Raw genomic sequence first — 16,375 nt, 5'->3', positions numbered from 1 at the left:
GTCGCGAACGAGAGGTGGACCCGATGAGCGGCAACGAGATCCTGGTCGGCTACGACGGCTCCGCCGACGCCTCCGCCGCGCTGGAGTGGGCGTTGGAGGAGGCCGGCCGCAGCGGGCGGCCGGTGCGGCTGGCGTACGTCTTCGAGTGGCTCACGGTGGCCGGCTGGATCGGCCCCGGCGTCGCCCCCGGCATCTGGCCCGACGAGACGGCCCGCCGGCAGGTCGAGGAGCTGGTCCGCAAGGCGGCGGCGGACGCGTCCGCCGCGCACCCGGAGCTGACCGTCACGGGCGAGGTGTTCGACGGGCCGCCCGCGCTGGTGCTCCAGGAACGCTCGGCGCAGGCCGACCTGCTGGTGCTGGGCACCCGGGGGCACGGCGGCTTCGGCGGGCTGCTCGTCGGCTCGACCGCGGTCGCCGTGGCCGCCCACGCGCACTGCCCGGTCGTGGTCGTGCGCGGCGAGGCCGCCGCCGGTGGGCGCAGCGGGCACGTGGCGGTCGGCGTGGACGGCTCCGACTGTTCGCTGCTGGCGCTGGGCTTCGCCTTCGAGCAGGCCGCCGCCCGGCGGGTACCCCTGCACGTGGTGCGGGCCTGGCAGCCACCGACCGGCCAGCGCCCGCCGTCGGGCCCCGAGGCGCGGGAGGCCGCGGCGGCCGACCGGGCCGAGCTGGACGAGCCGCTGGCCCGGTGGGGCGCGACGTTCCCCGACGTGCCGGTCACCGTCGAGGTGGCGGAGGGGCGCCCGGCGTCCCTGCTGGTCGACGGCAGTCGCAACGCGTGCCTGGTGGTGGTGGGCACCCGGGGCCGGGGCGGCCTGAAGGGGATGCTGCTCGGCTCGGTCAGCCAGCAGCTCATCCAGCACGCGCACTGCCCGGTGGCGGTGGTCCGCGAGCGCTGAACGGGAGGCCCCCCGCCGACGTGCGGGGGGCCCTTCGGTGCGGTCACCGGGTCTCGGCCGGTTCCGCGGGGCTGAGCGAGAAGTAGTCCTCCTCCTCCTGGGCGAGGTGCAGCCGCAGGATCGCCTCCAGGCCGTAGAGGGTGGCGAGCAGGTCGGTGAGCTGGTCGCGGCGCAGCGGGCCGTCGCCGGCCTGCGCGAGGTGGGCGCCGAGCCGCTCCACCAGTCGCCGGATCTCCACGTGGGCGCGGCTCATCGTCGAGGTCGCCTCGGCGCTGCCCAGCGGGTCGGCCAGCGCCGGGTAGAGCTGCCGCTCCTCGGCCGCCTCGTGCGGCAGCACCTCCCCGGTCAGCCTGCGGTGCGTCCCGCGCAGCGCCGGCAGGCACTGCGGCGCGTCCGGCGCGGTGGCGACCAGGTCGGCGGTGTCCCGCAGAGCGGCGAGCACGTCACGGACGCCGCCGTGTTCGGCCGCGTACCGGTCGAGCAGTTCGCGGGTGCCCGGCGGCACGTCGCGGCGGCGCAACCCGCCCCCGAGGGCGCGCAACGCGTTGAGGATCACCAGCACGTCGATGCCCTCCTGGAGGAACGCGCCGGCGACCGGGGGCAGCCGGCCCAGCGCGGCGGCCAGCATCGCCAGCACCGCGAGGCCCATCCCGACGGTGGCGCTCTGCACCGCGATGCGGCGCGCGTGGCGGGCGATCTCCACCGCGTCGGCGAGCCGGTCGAGTCGGTCGACGGTGAGCACGGCGTCGGCGACGTCGGCCGAGGCGGTCGCCCCGGTTGCGCCCATGGCCACGCCGACGTGCGCCTCGGCGAGGGCGGGGGCGTCGTTGACCCCGTCACCGACCATCACGGTGACCGCCCGGTGCGCCTCCTCGCGTACGCGGGTCGCCTTCTCCGGCGGCGAGCACCGGGCCACCACGTCGTCCACGCCGACCACCCGCGCGACCTGGGCGGCGACGTCGGGCCGGTCCCCGGTGACCATCACGATGCGCCGCAGCCCCGCCTCGCGCAGCCGGCGCACGGTGCGGCGGGCGTCGGGGCGTACCGGGTCCTCCAGCAGGATCGCCCCGAGCGGGCCCCGCTCGCCGCTGACCCACACCACCGAGCGGCCTGCCAACTCGGCCCGGGACCGGGCCCGCCCCGCCCAGTCGGGCAGGTCGCCGTCGAGCTGACCGACCCGCACCTGCCGCCCGTCGACCGCCCCGCGTACGCCCCGGCCCGGCTCCTCGGTCACCCCCGCCGGCTCGGTCAGCGGCAGGCCCCGCCCGCGCGCCTGCGCCACCAGCGCGCGGGCCAGCACGTGCGGGGAGAGCTGCTCCACCGAGGCGGCCAGCCGCAGCACGTCGTCGCGGTCGCCGCCGGGGGCGGCCACCACCTCGGCGGCACGGGGGCGGCCCGCCGTCAGCGTGCCGGTCTTGTCGACCAGGAGGGTACGGGCCCGGCCGAGCAGCTCCAGCGAGCCGCCGTCGCGGACCAGCACCCCGCGCCGGGCGGTACGCGACAGCCCCGACACGATGGCGATGGGGGTGGCCAGCAGCAGCGGGCACGGGGTGGCGACCACCAGCACGGCCACCGCCCGGACGAACTCGCCGGAGAGCAGCCAGCCCAGCCCCGCCAGGACCAGGGTGAACGGCACGAACGCGGCGGCGTACCGGTCGGCGAGGCGGACCATCGGCGCCTTGCGGGCGGTCGCCTCCTCGGCCAGCCGGACGATCCCCGCGTAGGTACTCCCCGCCGCGTCGCGCGTCGCGCGCATGCCGAAGCCGGCGCCTGCGTTGACCACGCCGCTGGCGACCTGCTCGCCCGCCGCGCGCCGCACCAGCCGGGACTCGCCCGTCACCACGGACTCGTCGAGGGTCACCGGCTCGTCGACCTGCCCGTCGACCGGCACCACGTCCCCCGGGCCGACCAGCAGCCGGTCCCCCGCCGCCACCCGGTCCAGCGGCACCTCCTCGACGCCCCCGCCCGGGGTACGCCGGCGGGCGGTGCGGGGGGCGCGGGCGAGCAGCGCACGCAGGTCACGGGTCGCCCGCCCCTGGGCGTACGTCTCCAGCGCCCGCCCGGTGGCCAGCATCACCGCGATCACCGCCCCGGCCAGGTACTCCCGGACGACCAGCGCGCCGACCAGGGCCAGCACGGCGATCACGTCCACCCCGAACTGCCGGCGCCACAACTGACGCAGCACCGACCAGGCGGCGGGTGCCAGGGCGGCCACGGTGGCGGACGCCCACACCGCCTCGGCCGCGTCCCGCCGCCCGGCGAGGCGCAGCGCCGCCCCGACCAGCACCAACGCCGTCACGCCGGCCAGCGGCGCCCAGAGCAGCAGGCGCGACCGGTCCCGCCGTACCGGCCTTTCCGGCACGCACTCGCGCGGCTCCGTTCCCACCTGCGGATCGTCTCAGCGCCCACCGCGTCACGGAGGGCATCCGGGCGAACCGGAGGGGGCGACATGCCCTGCCGCGCCGGGACCTGCGTACCGTGCGTCGGCACGGCCGATGGCGCAGGATGGAGCGGCAACCCCGCCCGGGGCACCGTCGGGCTGGGGCACGATGGGGAGAAACGGAAAGGTCGTGACCATGAGCCACGAGACGCCGGCGACGGATCGTCCGCTGACCACCGCACTCGCGGAGGCCGCCGCGACGGCCGGGCACGCCCCGTCGGTGCACAACGCCCAGCCGTGGCGGTGGCGGGTCCTGCCGGACGCGCTGGAGCTGCGGGTGGTCCGCGATCCCCGGCTGGCGGCCACCGACCCGGAGGGCCGGCTGGTGGCGTACAGCTGCGGGGCGGCGCTGCACCACGCGCGGGTCGCGCTGACCGCGGAGGGCTGGACCGCCGTCGTGGAGCGGATGCCCGATCCGGCCGACGGGGACCTGCTGGCCCGGCTGACCGAGCTGGCCCGCGCGCAGGCCGACCCCGGGGCCATGCGCCTCGTGCAGTGCATGCAGGTGCGGCACACCGACCGGCGCCCGGTCAGCGACGAACCCGTGCCGACCGCCGCGCTCGGCGAGATCGCGTCGGCGGTCGCCGCCGAGGGCTGCCAGCTGCAGTTCCTCGACCGCGACAACGTCCTGGAGCTGGCCGCCGTCGCCAGCCGCGCCGCCTCGGTCGAGGCGGAGGACTCGCAGCTGCGCGAGGAGCTGGAGTACTGGACCAGCCGGGCCGGCACCGGCACCGGACTGCCGCCGGAGGTGCTGCCCGCCGAGGCGCCCCGGACCACCGTGCCGGCCCGTGACTTCGGCCGCCCCGGCACCCTGCCCGTCGGCCCCGGGCACGACCGGACGGCCGTGTACGGGGTGCTCTACGGCGACGAGGACGAGCCGGACAGCTGGCTGCGCGCCGGCGAGGCGCTCTCGGCCGCCTGGCTGACCGCGACCCGGCTCGGGGTCTCCGTGGTGCCGCTGAGCGGGGTGGTGGAGGTCGCGGGCACCCGGCAGACGCTGCGCGGACTGCTGGCCGGCCTCGGCTACCCGTACCTCGTGATCCGGCTGGGGCTCGCGGACCCGGCGCACGCCGGCCCGCCGCACACCCCGCGCCTGGACGTCGCGCAGGTCGTCGACACGTCCGCGGTGCGCTCCCCCGACGCGTAGCGGAGCCCGGGCCACGGCCACCGGGCGATACCATCGCCCGGTGGCCAGCACCCCGAATCCCCGCCCCGAACCGCACGTGACGCCCTCGCTGGGGCTCAGCCCGCTGTCCCGGGTTCGGCTCGACGAGCTGCTCCAGGAGATGCTGGACCGGGTCGGCGAGGTGGTGACCAGCCGGGAGCGGCTGCGCGCCCTGCTCGACGCGGTGGTGGGCATCGGCACCGACCTCGACCTGCGCAGCACCCTGCAACGGATCGTGCAGTCGGCCTGCGACCTGGTCGGCGCCCGCTACGGCGCGCTCGGCGTGATCGGCCACGACCGCCTGCTGCACGACTTCATCACCCACGGCATCGACCCGGAGCTGCACGCCAGGATCGGTGACCTGCCCCACGGGCGGGGCGTGCTGGGCCTGCTCATCGACGATCCGCGTCCGCTACGGATGCCCGACATCACCCAGCACCCGAAGTCCTACGGGTTCCCGCCGAACCACCCGCCGATGCACAGCTTCCTCGGCGTGCCCGTACGCATCCGCGACCAGGTGTTCGGCAACCTCTACCTGGCCGAGAAGCAGGGCGGCGCGCAGTTCACCGAGGACGACGAGGAGATCGTCGTGGCGCTCGCCGCGGCGGCCGGCGTGGCGATCGAGAACGCCCGCCTCTACGCGCTGGCCCACCGCCGGGAACGCTGGCTGGCGGCGACCGCCGAGATCACCGCCGTGCTGCTGGGCGAGGTGCGCCGCACCGACGCCCTCACCCTCGTGGCGCGACGCGCCCGCGAGGTCGCCGAGGCCGAGGTCGCGCTGGTGCTGCTCTACGACCCCGACGCCGAGGAGTTCACCGTCGAGGTGGTGGACGGCGCCGACGAGCAGGCCGGTGCCCTGGTCGGCACGGTGCTACCGGCGGCCGAGACGAGCTTCGCCGCCGCCGTCGTCGAGGGGCGGCACGACCGGGTGGACGACCTGGCCCACGCCGCGCCCTGGCCGGCGCTGCTGCGCACCGGCCCGGCGATGGTCGCGCCGCTGACCACCGCCGACACCCTGCACGGGGTGCTGGTGATCGCGCACCGGGCCGACCGGGCGCCCGTCGCCAACGACGACGACATGGCCCTGCTGGGCAGCTTCGCCGGCCAGGCCGCACTGGCCATGGAACGCGCCCGGGGGCAGGAGGAACGGGAGTTGCTGGTGGTCCTGGAGGACCGCGAGCGCATCGCCCGGGACCTGCACGACGTGGTCATCCAGCGGCTCTTCGCCACCGGCCTGCAGTTGCAGAGCGCCGCCCCGATGACGACGAAGCCGGAGGTCGCCCGGCGGATCAACGCGGCGGTCGACGACCTGGACGCCACGATCAAGGACATCCGCCGCACCATCTTCGAGCTGCGTACCCCGATGAGCGCGGCGCTGCGCACCGAGATCCGCGAGGCGATCGAGGTGGCCGCCGAGTCGCTCGGCCACCGCCCCCGCCTGGAGCTGAGCGGGCCGATCGACAGCGCCGTGCCCGACGCGGTCCGCCCCGACCTCACCGCCGTGCTGCGGGAGGCGCTCTCCAACGCCGTACGGCACGCCCGGGCCGACCGCGTGGCGGTGGCGGTGCGAGTCGACGCCGGCCGGGTAACCGTGACCGTGACCGACGACGGGGTGGGCTGCGATCCGGCCGCCGCGCGGGGCGGCCTGGTCAACCTGCGCGAGCGCGCCGAGCGCCACGGCGGCGAGTTCCACGTACGCCGGGCCGAGCCCCGCGGCACCGAGGTGTGCTGGTCGGTGCCGCTGCGGGACTGACCCGCGGGCGTCGGGGGTCTCGCCGAGCAGGCGGATCGGTCAGGGGGTCTTGCCGAGCAGGCGGGTCGCGAGGACGGCCGCCTGGGTGCGGCGCTCCAGGCCCAGCTTGGCCAGCACGCTGGAGACGTAGTTCTTCACCGTCTTCTCGGCGAGGAACATCTTGCCGGCGATCTCCCGGTTGGTCAGGCCCTCGGCCACGTACTCCAGGATCCGCCGCTCCTGCTCGGTGAGCGACTTCAGCTCGCGCGGCTGCTCCACGCCGCTGCGGATGCGCTCCAGCACCCGCGTGGTGATCGCCGGGTCGAGCAGCGACTGCCCGGCCGCGACCCGGCGCACCGCGTCGACCAGGTCGGTGCCGCGGATCTGCTTCAGCACGTAACCCGACGCACCGGCCATGATCGCGGCGAAGAGCGCCTCGTCGTCCTCGTACGAGGTCAGGATCAGGCCCTTGATCGAGGAGTCCACGGCCCGCACGTCGCGGCACACGTCGATGCCGTTGCCGTCGGGCAGCCGCGCGTCGAGGATCGCCACGTCCGGCCGCAGGGCCGGGATGCGCCGGGCCGCCTCCTGGGCGAGGCCGGACTCGCCGACCACCTCGATGTCCCCGCTGCTCTCCAGCAGGTCGGCAAGGCCACGACGGACGACCTCATGGTCGTCGAGCAGGAACACGCGGATCATCCCTCGTTTCTACCCCCGCCCACCGCTTTCCGCACGGGCCGAAGGTCCCGAACCGGCAACACCCGCGCCGCCGGCCGGGGGCGACCGCCACGGGCGCGGACGTCGGTGGCCGGTCGGGTCGACGTTCCTGGACGGGGCCGGTCGGGCCCGGCGGGACGGGACGTCCGGCCCTGCCCGGGAGCCGTCGTCGTGACGCACCGTGGATACGTACCACCCCCGCCGGCGCAGGACCTGTCACGGAAGGAGCACGACCATGGACACCGGCTTCACCGTCGAGCAGCTACGGGCCGCCGCCACCGACGCAGTCCGCGCGCCGTCGCTGCACAACACCCAGCCGTGGCGGTTCCGACTGCGCGACGGCGGCATCGAGGTGCTCGTCGACCCGGCCCGGCGCCTGCCGGCCACCGACCCGAACGGCTGGGGCGTCCGCATCGCCTGTGGGGCGGCCCTGTTCAACCTGCGGCTCTCCCTGGCCGCGGCCGGCACCCCGGCGAAGGTACGGCTGCGCCCCTACCCGGCCGAGCCGGACGTGGTGGCCCGGCTGGTCCCGGACCTGCCGCGCCGCCCCACCCCCGCCGAGCAGGCCCTGCACGCGGCCATCCCCCGCCGGTTCAGCAACCGTGCGCCGTTCTGGCCCGACCCGGTGCCCGCCGACGCCCGCTGGCGCCTCGCCGAGGCGGCCCGCGCCGAGCAGTGCTGGCTGGAGCTGCTGGTCGGCGTGAGCGCCGTGAACGCGTTCGCCGAGATCGCCCGCAGCGCCCACCGGGTGCTGGAGCGCAGCCCCGAATACCGGGCCGAACGCCAGGAGTGGGTACGCGCCACGCCCGCCCCGGACGGCATCCCGGCCGCTTCCGGCGGACCGCAGGGCGAGCCGCAGGACCTGCTGCCCTCCCGGGGCTTCGGCGGCCTCGACCGGGCACCGGGGCGGGACTTCGAGCCGGAGCCGCTGGTCGCGGTGCTCGGCTCCCCGGGCAACACGGCCGTCGACCAGGTCGTCGCCGGGCAGGCGTTGCAGCGGGTGCTGCTGACCGCGACGGACTCGGGGCTGTCGGTGTCGATGCTGTCCCAGCCGATCGAGGTGCCGTCGGCGCGCGAGCAGCTGCGGCTGTCGCTGGGGCGGTTCGGTACGCCGCAGATGGTGATGCGCGTCGGCTACGGCCAGCCGGGCTGGCCGACCCCGCGCCGCGAGGTGGACGAGGTGCTCGATCTGGCGGTCGTCCGGTCCTGACCGGCAGCGGGCCGGCGGCACCGCGTCACCCGGTCGGCGCACCCGCCCGCTCAGGTGCCTGTCGCGTGCGTGGCGGAGAGCAGCACCGCCTCCCGGTCGGGGTCCAGCCCGACGGGGGCGCGCTGCGGTCGGCCCGCCCGGGGCGGGACGGTGCCGACCTCCCGCAGCCACGCCCAGGTGTCGGCGACCGTCTCGGTCACCGGGCGACAGGTCAGCCCGGCCGCGTACGCCCGCTCGACGCCGCGCTCCTGCAACCAGCGGTACTCGTGCCCGACCGGGATCCAGATCGGCAGGTCGTTCCACGGCACGACGCCGGCGGCCAGGATCGGTTCCGGACCGGTCCAGCGCAGCCGGGCGTCGGCGCCGGTGACCGTGACGCAGGCGTCGAGCAACTCCCCCATCGTCGTGTGCCCGGGGCGGCTGACCACGTTGAACGTTCCGCCCGTGCCCGCCGCGCCCCGGTCCAGCAGCCAACCCGCGAGGTCACGCACGTCGACGTACTGCACCGGCAGGTCGACCGGGCCGGGCGCCAGCACGTCCCCGCCCCGCGCGACGCGCGTCAGCCACCAGGGCAGCCGGCCGATGTCCTCCCCCGGCCCGAGGATCAGCCCCGCCCGGGCGATCAGTGCACGCTCGCCGAACGTCTCCCGTACGGCCCGCTCGGCACCGGCCTTGTTGGCCGCGTAGTCGCCGTCGTCGGCGTCCGGCTCCGCGTCCACCAGCGGGGCGTCCTCGCCCACGCCGGGGGCGACGGGCTCGGCGTAGACCGAGCCGCTGGAGACGTAGACGTACCGGTCGACCTGCTCGGCCAGCGCGCGGGCGGCGTCCCGCGCCGCGCGGGGCGCGCCGTCCCAGGTGTCGACCACCAGGTCCCACTCGCCGTCCGCGAGCGCCGCCAGGCCGTCGGGCGCGCTCCGGTCACCCCGCAACCGGCGTACGCCCTCCGGCGTCGCGCCGTGCAGCCCACGGTTGAACGCCGTCACCGACCAGCCCCGGCGCACCGCCTCGGCGACCGTCGCGCCGCCCACGAATCCCGTTCCGCCCAGCACCAGCAGCCTCATGCGCTCCACTGTGCCGGCTGCCGGCGGCGACGCGGTCCCGTGTTCACCGTCGGCGGATCTGCCCTCGGCAGAGCCCGATCGCGGTCGGGGCGTACGCGTGGTGGGACCCGTCAGCTCGGTCCGCTCGCGGCGGTGTTCCCGCTCACGGCGGGACAGGCTGGCAGTCGGATGGTGGGCGATACTGGGTTTGAACCAGTGACCTCTTCCGTGTCAAGGAAGCGCGCTCCCACTGCGCCAATCGCCCGGGGTGACCGCCCGCTCCGGCGGACCGGAGCACGTGGGGCGGATCGCGAGCGGACGACGGGATTCGAACCCGCGACCCTCACCTTGGCAAGGTGATGCGCTACCAGCTGCGCTACGTCCGCGTGTCGCCGGTGTTCGTCGGCGACGAGGGAAACTCTACCCGACGGCAAGATCGCCTCACACGCCACCCCGCCGGGGGCCCGACCGGGCGAGGATTGCGCTGCTCACGCGAAGGGTACTGAGGTCCATCGACGGCACACCACATCCCTGACGAAGGAGGCTGTCGTGGGTATCGGCACCAGCATCTTCCTGATCGCGCTCGGCGCGATCCTCACCTTCGCACTCGACGCGAACCTCGGCGGTCTCAACCTCGACGTCGTCGGGTGGATCCTGATGGCCGCCGGCGTGCTCGGTCTCATCATGACCACGCTCATCTGGGGGCGCCGCCGCCGGGTGGTCAGCACGGCCGAGCCGGTCGAGTACCGGCGCGTCGAGGAGCGTCGGGACGTCGCCCCGCCGCTCTGACGCGGGCTCCACGCGGCCGCCGGAGCTGAACGGTCGCGCGGCACACCGTCGATGTGCCGGTCACCCGGCCGAGTGAGCAGACGACGAAGGCCCGTCACCGGATGGTGACGGGCCTTCGTGCTGGTGGGCGATACTGGGTTTGAACCAGTGACCTCTTCCGTGTCAAGGAAGCGCGCTCCCACTGCGCCAATCGCCCTCGCTTGTTACCGAGGTGGGGACGGGATTTGAACCCGCGTACACGGCTTTGCAGGCCGTTGCCTCGCCTCTCGGCCACCCCACCGAGGTTGCCCCCGTCATGCGTGGCGGCAGCTCCGAGCGGACGACGGGATTCGAACCCGCGACCCTCACCTTGGCAAGGTGATGCGCTACCAGCTGCGCTACGTCCGCTTGTCTCCGGCGTTAACCGGTGACGGGTGAGAACTTTAGCCGAGCCGGCGAGCGGTTGCCAAATCGGGGGCACTCCCGGCGCGTCCGACAGGGTCGGGCCTGCTTTGACCACGACGTGATCGACTCCGGCGCAGGGCGCGCGGGGCGCGGGGTGACGTCCGCCTCCCGCTCTAGCCTTCCTAGGAGGATGGGTCGGGATCCTCGGGGCCGCCTCGCGGCCGGCGGGGCGGGGTGGAAACTGTCCGGCTTCCGACTGCATCGGGGCAACGGGGCCGTGATCCGTAACTGCTCGTGTTCGGCCGGATGGGCTACGGTAACGGCGTGACGAGACGTGCGGCCGAGATCCGCCTGGATGCCCTGCTGCGCACGGCCTGTGACGTGATCGTGGAGCGCGGTCTGGCCAACACCCGCACGGCCGACGTGGCGCAGGCCGCCGGGGTGAGTCAGGCGCTGGTCTTCTACCACTTCGCCACCAAGGACCGGCTGCTCGCGCAGGCGTTCGCGTACGCGGTGGAGCAGGACCTGGCCCGGCTCGACGCGGTGATGCGCTCCAGCGCCCCGCCCCTGACCAAGCTCCGCCGGATCGTGCGGCTCTACACGCCGGCGGGCCGGGCGACGTCCTGGGCCATGTGGATCGACGGCTGGGCGGAGTCGCTGCGTACCCCCGAGTTGGAGAAGGTCTCCCGCCGACTCGACCTGCGCTGGCGGGAGGACCTGGCCACGGTCATCGCGGACGGGGTCCGCGACGGCACCTTCGAGTGCGCCGACCCGGCCGGGGCGGCGTGGCGGATCAGCGCGGTGGTCGACGGGCTGGCGGTGCAGCTCGCGGTGCACGAGCGGGTGATCTCCCGTCGGCAGTTCGCCGAGTGGGTACGCCTGCTCACCGCCCGCGAGCTGGGGCTGGACCCGGCACAGCTGGACTGATCCGGGCGGCGGCGGGAGGGCCGCGAAGCCGGCAAAACGGCTCGGCTGCCCGGGGCAGCCGGAACAATCGTCGGCATGGACCCGCTGGAGACGTACCGCCGCAGCCTGGCCGAGTTCACCGACCGGGTGGACCGGGTCGGCCCCGACCAGTGGTCGGACCCGACCCCGTGCCCCGACTGGGACGTCCGGACGTTGGTCAACCACGTGGTGGGCGAGGACCGCTGGAGCGTGGCGCTGCTCGCGGGGCGGACGATCGAAGAGGTGGGCGACCGCTACGACGGCGACGTGCTCGGCCCCGACCCGGCCGGCACGGCCCGGGAGGCGGCGGGGCAGGCCGAGCTGGCCTTCACCCACCCGGGGGCGCTGGAGCGCACGGTGGCGCTCTCCTCCGGCGAGACCCCCGCCGACGAGTACCTGCACCAGTTGATCGCAGAACACCTGATCCACGGCTGGGACCTCGCCGTGGCGATCGGCGCGGACCCCCGGCTGGACGCCGACGCGGTCGCCGCCTGCGCGCGGTGGTTCGACCAGCGGATCGGCGACTACCAGCGCGGCCGGCTCGTCCGCCCGGAGGTCGACGTGCCGGCGCGGGCGGACCAGCAGGACCGCCTCGTCGCCGCCTTCGGCCGCGACCCCGACTGGACGCCCTGAGGAGCCCTCGGAGGGCCAGCCGCCGCGACGCGGGTCCGCGTCAGTCGGCCCCCGGGCCCCGGCGGCGCTCGCGCAACCGGCGCAGCGCCAGCGGGTGGACGTTGGCGCGGCTCAGGTCGCCGCCGTAGTGGGCGAGCACGCGGTGGTCCATCAGCCGGCGCCACACCGGCGGCACCAACGCGGCCACCACCATCGTGGCGTAGCCGGCGGGCAGCTGCGGGGACGACTCGAAGGTGCGCAGCGTCTGGTAGCGGCGCAGCGGGTTGGCGTGGTGGTCGCTGTGGCGCTGGAGCTGGAAGAGGAAGATGTTGGTCACGCTGCGGTCGCTGTTCCAGCTGTGCCGGGGGTCGACCTTCTCGTAGCGTCCGGCGGGGGTGCGCTGCCGGGCCAACCCGTAGTGTTCCAGGTAGTTGACCACCTCGAGCAGGGAGAACCCGACCACCGCCTGGAGCGCCAGGAACGGCAGTACGCCCGGGCCGAAGGCGACGGTCAGCGCCGCGTAGAGCGCGAGGGTCATGGCGAACGCGTTGAGCACGTCGTTGCGCCACGTCCACGGGCTGCGGCCCCGCAGGCGGAACCGGGCCGCCTCCAGCCGCCACGCCGAGCGCAGGCTGCCTGAGACGGTACGCGGCCAGAACGCCCAGAAGCTCTCCCCCAGCCGGGCGCTGGCCGGGTCCTCGGGCGTGGCGACGCGGGTGTGGTGGCCCCGGTTGTGCTCGACGTGGAAGTGCCCGTACGCGGCCGGCGCGAGGGCCACCTTGGACAGCCAGCGCTCCACCGTCTCCCGCTTGTGGCCCAGCTCGTGGGCGGTGTTGATGGCGATGCCGTCGACCACCCCGATCGTGGCGACCAGGCCGGCCGCACCGGCCACCGTGAGGCCGCCCCGGGCCCAGACCGCGCAGCACAGCACGAGGGCCGCGTACTGGGCGGGCAGGTAGAGGTAGGTCAGCCAGCGGTAGTAGCCGTCGGCGGCCAGCCGGGGCACCGCCTCGTCGGGCGGGTTGCGTCGGTCCTCGCCCACCAGCAGGTCGACCACCGGGATCAGGACGAAAACGGCCGCCGGGGTGAGCCACCAGGCCCACGCGTCGCCGGTGGCCCGCCAGGTCGCCCAGCCGACGAACGGCAGCGAGGGGACGAGCAACGCCAGCGGCCAGAACGGTCGGCGGGCGTCCCGCCAGCCGGCGGCCGAGGCTGTCGCTGCGGGGTCGAGGGCCATGGGCCGGCCTCCGAATCTGTCGCGGTCCTGCCTCGACTGTGACAGCCGTCACGCTCCTGTACAAGGGACTGTTTTTGTCGAAACCGACGCGGGGAGCGGTCCCGCGGCGCGGCGCCCCCGCGGGCCGCGGGGCCGCCTTGAGTAGGTGCGCCCCTTGTTCCCGACCAGGCAGGCTGATATCCACAGATGCGCATGCGTAAGCGCACTGCGCGGGCCGGCGGAGAGAGCCGGTCACCCCGCTCCCACGAGGAGGTCCCGTGGCACAACCGGAGTGGACACCCTGGATGAGCCGGCGGCGACGCCGGCTCATCCCCGTCCTGGCGGCGACCGCGGTGGCGGCCGCGCTGCTGCCCACCGGCCCCACCGCCGCCGCCCCGGCCGGCGGCGCCTCCGCCGAGCGGCGCTCCGGCCCGTTCGCCGAGGGGCAGCACCAGCACGCCGACGTCGACAACCGCCCCGGCACCGCCGCCCCCGACGCGCGGCAGCGGGGCCTGGCGCGCAAGGCCGACCCGGACGCCCGCTGGAACTGGCTCGGCACCCCGCACGCGCTCGGCCCCGGCAGCGCGCCCCTCGCCACCGGCCTGCCCGCCGAGCCGGAGGCGGCCGCCCGCGCGTACCTCACCGGCCACCACGACCTCTTCGGCCTGGACGCCGCGGCGGTCGACGCGATGGACCGGGTCCTGGTCCGCCCGATCGGCGCCGGCGCCGTCGTCACCCTCCGGCAGCGCTTCGGCGACCTGCCGGCCGGGCACGACGGTCTGGTCACCGTCGCGGTCGCCGGCGGCAAGGTCCTCGCGGTCAGCTCCTCGCTGTCCCGGGACACCGCCGCGCCGGCACCGGCCACCCTCACCGACGAGCAGGCGTACGCCGCGGCCCGCGCCGACGCCGGCCTGAGCGCCGAGGCGGTACGCAGCCACAGCGTCCGGGCCGTCGCCGTGCCCACCCCGCTCGACGGCCCCCGGGCCGCCTACGAGGTGACCCTGATCGGCGCGGACGCCGACCACCCGGCGGCGTTCACCACCTACGTCGACGGGATCACCGGTCAGGTGCTCGTCCGCGAGGACCTCGTCGACTTCGACTCGGACAACCCGAGCTGGGCGGTCTTCCCGGCCACCCCGCCGCGCGACCTCGGCCCCGGGCAGGACCCGCGGGTGCGCTGGTGCGGCGACCCCGCGCCGAACTGCGAGGCGGCCTTCCGCGACCCGGCCACCGGCCAGCCGTGGGACGTCGACGCGGCCACCGGCACGCCGACCGGCACCGCGCGCGGCAACTCCGCCAACACCGTGCTCTCCTGGGGCGGCGGCACGCCGGCCGTACCGGCCACGCCCAGCCTCCAGCGCCGCTACGAGTACCCGTTCACCGACCGGTGGCACCAGGCCCGCTGCAACCCCGAGGTGTTCACCTCGGCGCAGCGCAACGACGGCGACGCCGCGATCGCCAACCTGTTCGCCATGCACAACCGGATGCACGACTGGGCGTGGCACCTCGGCTTCACCGAGGCGACCTGGAACCTCCAGGCGGTGAACCTGACGCCGGAGGGCCGGGGCGGCGACGCCGAGCAGGGCCGCGCCCAGCAGGGCGCGCTCAGCGGCAACCGGAACAACGCCAACCAGGGCACGCCGCGCGACGGCCTGCCGCCGACCACCAACATGTACCTGTGGCAGCCGCAGGCCGGCGGGCCGTACCCGCCGTGCGTCGACGGCGACTACGACATGACGGTGATCGGGCACGAGTACACCCACGCCATCACCAACCGCATGATCGCCGGCCCGGACAGCGGCATCAGCGGGCACCAGGGCGGCTCGATGGGCGAGTCGTGGAGCGACCTGCTCGCCGCCGAGTACCTGTTCCAGCACGGGCTGCGCGCCCCCGGCGAGACGCCCTACGTCACCGGCGGCTACGTCACCGGCAACCTGGTCAGCGGCATCCGCAACCACGACTTCAGCCGCAGCCCGCTGAACTACTCCGACGTCGGCTACAACACCGGCGGCCCCGCCGTGCACGCCGACGGCGAGATCTGGAGCGCCACCAACTTCCGGGTGCGCGCCGCGCTGATGAAGCGCTACGGCGCCGGCACCCCGCAACGGCAGCTCGACTGCGCGCAGGGCAGGGTGGCGGTGGAGCAGTGCCCGGGCAACCGGCGCTGGTCGCAGCTCGTCTTCGACTCGTTCCTGCTCCAGGCCGCCAGCCAGGTGAGCATGCTCGACATGCGGGACAACATGCTCACCGCCGACCTGCTGCGCTTCGGCGGCGCCAACCAGGACCTGCTCTGGGCCGAGTTCGCCCGCTCCGGGATGGGCCGCGACGCCGCCACCAACGGCGCCGCCGACACCGACCCGACGCCGAGCTTCGCCGCCCCCGGCGCCGACAACGCCGTGCTCACCCTCCGCCCGAAGGGCGACAGCGCGCAGGCGCCGATCCGGGTGTACGTCGGGGCGTACGAGGCGCGGGCGGTGCCGGTGGCCGACACCGACCCGGCCACCGCGCTGCCGGACACCGTCGAGCTGGTGCCCGGCACGTACCAGTTGCTCGCCGTCGCGCCCGGCTTCGGCCACCAGCGGCTGACCGTCGTCGCCAAGGCCGGCAAGCAGGGGTACGTCGACCTGCGGATGAGCCGGAACCTGGCGTCCACGGCGTCCGGCGCGACCGTCACCGGTGACGGGGTCAACCTGGATCGCATCGCGGACGACACCGAGGCCACCAACTGGGCCTCCCTCGACGGCGTGGCCGGCCGGCAGGTCACCGTGGCGCTGCCCGGAGGCGCCCCGCAGGTCGTCAAGCGGGTGAACGTCAGCGCCATGCTGCGCCCGGCGATCGCCGGCGACGCCGACGCGGGCGGCCAGAACGCGCTCAGCGCGCTGCGCTCGTTCGCGGTGTCGGCGTGCAACGCGAAGACGACCGACTGCGCGGACCCGGCGAACTGGCGGCGGATCCACACCAGCGCGCCCGACGCGTTCCCGGGCGGGGCGTACCGGGCGTACGTGCCCGACATCAACCTGCGCGGGTTCGCGGTGCCGACCACGCTGGCCACGCACCTGCGGTTGGAGGTGCTCGCCAGCCAGTGCACCGGCGGCCCCGCCTACGCCGGTGAGCAGGACGACGACCCGGCGACCACCACCGACTGCGCGACGGCCAGCCCGGCGCGTACGCAGGTGCGCATCGCGGAGTTCCAGGCGTTCTCGAAGTGACCGCCCGTCGGGGCCGGTCG

General features: G+C 75.4%; 12 protein-coding genes and 5 tRNA genes. 8 read left to right on the top strand and 9 right to left on the bottom strand.

Going from position 1 to position 16,375, the window contains the following annotated elements; genetic code table 11:
- The first annotated feature begins 23 nt into the window (after positions 1-23).
- Entirely contained in the window at positions 24-896 is an 873-nt protein-coding gene (locus CLT72_RS31250) for a universal stress protein (RefSeq protein WP_101415481.1), read from the top strand.
- 43 nt (positions 897-939) lie between these two features.
- On the opposite strand, the gene CLT72_RS31245 is transcribed toward CLT72_RS31250, so the two are convergent.
- The gene (locus tag CLT72_RS31245; RefSeq protein ID WP_101414805.1) at positions 940-3,282 is read right to left on the bottom strand and encodes a heavy metal translocating P-type ATPase; all 2,343 of its coding nucleotides are present in this window, start codon (positions 3,280-3,282) and stop codon (positions 940-942) included.
- A gap of 190 nt (positions 3,283-3,472) precedes the next feature.
- On the opposite strand from CLT72_RS31245, the gene CLT72_RS31240 reads away from it, so the two are divergent.
- Positions 3,473-4,483, top strand: coding sequence for an Acg family FMN-binding oxidoreductase (locus CLT72_RS31240; protein ID WP_101414804.1), 1,011 nt, complete (start codon positions 3,473-3,475; stop codon positions 4,481-4,483).
- A gap of 139 nt (positions 4,484-4,622) precedes the next feature.
- Positions 4,623-6,254 (top strand): sensor histidine kinase, encoded by a 1,632-nt coding sequence (locus CLT72_RS31235; RefSeq protein WP_250102043.1) that lies wholly within the window; start codon positions 4,623-4,625, stop codon positions 6,252-6,254.
- 39 nt (positions 6,255-6,293) lie between these two features.
- Here the strand turns inward: CLT72_RS31235 and CLT72_RS31230 are convergent, their stop codons facing one another.
- Entirely contained in the window at positions 6,294-6,932 is a 639-nt protein-coding gene (locus CLT72_RS31230) for a response regulator (RefSeq protein ID WP_101414802.1), read from the bottom strand.
- A gap of 253 nt (positions 6,933-7,185) precedes the next feature.
- Here CLT72_RS31230 and CLT72_RS31225 point away from each other — a divergent pair, with 253 nt between their 5' ends.
- A complete protein-coding gene (locus CLT72_RS31225; protein ID WP_101414801.1) occupies positions 7,186-8,160 on the top strand; it encodes an Acg family FMN-binding oxidoreductase in 975 nt (324 codons plus the stop codon).
- A gap of 50 nt (positions 8,161-8,210) precedes the next feature.
- On the opposite strand, the gene CLT72_RS31220 is transcribed toward CLT72_RS31225, so the two are convergent.
- From CLT72_RS31220 to CLT72_RS31210, 3 genes are all read right to left on the bottom strand, one after another.
- On the bottom strand, positions 8,211-9,221 hold the full coding sequence (locus tag CLT72_RS31220) for an NAD-dependent epimerase/dehydratase family protein (RefSeq protein WP_101414800.1): 1,011 nt from the start codon (positions 9,219-9,221) through the stop codon (positions 8,211-8,213).
- A gap of 169 nt (positions 9,222-9,390) precedes the next feature.
- Positions 9,391-9,465: transfer RNA gene (locus tag CLT72_RS31215), tRNA-Val, on the bottom strand.
- Positions 9,466-9,513: 48 nt separating this feature from the next.
- Positions 9,514-9,586 (bottom strand) — tRNA-Gly (locus CLT72_RS31210).
- 163 nt (positions 9,587-9,749) lie between these two features.
- Between CLT72_RS31210 and CLT72_RS31205 the strand changes: the two genes are divergently transcribed.
- Positions 9,750-9,989, top strand: a complete 240-nt coding sequence (locus tag CLT72_RS31205; protein WP_089001306.1) for a DUF6458 family protein — start codon at positions 9,750-9,752, stop codon at positions 9,987-9,989.
- Positions 9,990-10,110: 121 nt separating this feature from the next.
- Here the strand turns inward: CLT72_RS31205 and CLT72_RS31200 are convergent.
- The 3 genes from CLT72_RS31200 to CLT72_RS31190 form a co-directional block, all read right to left on the bottom strand.
- Positions 10,111-10,185, bottom strand: a tRNA-Val gene (locus CLT72_RS31200).
- Positions 10,186-10,198: 13 nt separating this feature from the next.
- Positions 10,199-10,269 (bottom strand) — tRNA-Cys (locus tag CLT72_RS31195).
- A gap of 34 nt (positions 10,270-10,303) precedes the next feature.
- Positions 10,304-10,376 (bottom strand) — tRNA-Gly (locus tag CLT72_RS31190).
- Between the two features lie 321 nt (positions 10,377-10,697).
- Between CLT72_RS31190 and CLT72_RS31185 the strand changes: the two genes are divergently transcribed.
- Both CLT72_RS31185 and CLT72_RS31180 read left to right on the top strand, forming a co-directional pair.
- Positions 10,698-11,300 (top strand): TetR/AcrR family transcriptional regulator, encoded by a 603-nt coding sequence (locus tag CLT72_RS31185; protein WP_089003611.1) that lies wholly within the window; start codon positions 10,698-10,700, stop codon positions 11,298-11,300.
- Positions 11,301-11,375: 75 nt separating this feature from the next.
- Positions 11,376-11,951 carry a TIGR03086 family metal-binding protein gene (locus CLT72_RS31180; protein WP_101414799.1) on the top strand — a complete coding sequence of 192 codons (576 nt, stop codon included), beginning with the start codon at positions 11,376-11,378 and terminating at the stop codon, positions 11,949-11,951.
- 40 nt (positions 11,952-11,991) lie between these two features.
- Here CLT72_RS31180 and CLT72_RS31175 read toward each other — a convergent pair whose 3' ends face one another.
- Entirely contained in the window at positions 11,992-13,167 is a 1,176-nt protein-coding gene (locus CLT72_RS31175; RefSeq protein WP_101414798.1) for an alkane 1-monooxygenase, read from the bottom strand.
- Positions 13,168-13,424: 257 nt separating this feature from the next.
- On the opposite strand from CLT72_RS31175, the gene CLT72_RS31170 reads away from it, so the two are divergent.
- On the top strand, positions 13,425-16,355 hold the full coding sequence (locus CLT72_RS31170; protein ID WP_101414797.1) for a M36 family metallopeptidase: 2,931 nt from the start codon (positions 13,425-13,427) through the stop codon (positions 16,353-16,355).
- Positions 16,356-16,375: the final 20 nt, after the last annotated feature.

This window comes from Micromonospora sp. CNZ309, assembly GCF_002846525.1.
This window is presented reverse-complemented; position numbering and strand designations above follow the sequence as displayed.